The following is a 268-nucleotide window of genomic DNA, read 5'->3' as shown; positions in this document are numbered from 1 at the left end:
ATCGTCTTCAGTGCTTCCTCTACTAATTAAAGTTAATGTTAACGTATTGCCACTTAGTAGATAATTATCAATATCCTTAGGTGAAATAACCCTAAAATCAAGACAATCTATTTCGCTGCTACAGTAATGGGTTTGTGCTCCAGATAAAGCGATAGAGCTCTCAAATTCTTTAGGGAGAACTTTCCCCGGAGGCTTAGTTATTTGATAAGCAATATAGCTCTGGCAACCACTTAAAAAAATAACTAAAGAAATAATCAGTATGTATAAG

Annotated in this window: 1 pseudogene; it reads right to left on the bottom strand. The window is 34.3% G+C overall.

Going from position 1 to position 268, the window contains the following annotated elements:
• A pseudogene (locus AAEY57_RS20125) lies at window positions 1-268 on the bottom strand (alpha/beta hydrolase); the annotation flags it as partial.

This window comes from Pseudoalteromonas sp. MER144-MNA-CIBAN-0113 (genome assembly GCF_040308965.1).
GTDB classification, from domain to species: Bacteria; Pseudomonadota; Gammaproteobacteria; order Enterobacterales; family Alteromonadaceae; genus Pseudoalteromonas; species Pseudoalteromonas tetraodonis.
Note: the sequence above shows the minus strand (reverse complement) of the source record. Positions and strands in the feature narration are given on the sequence as shown.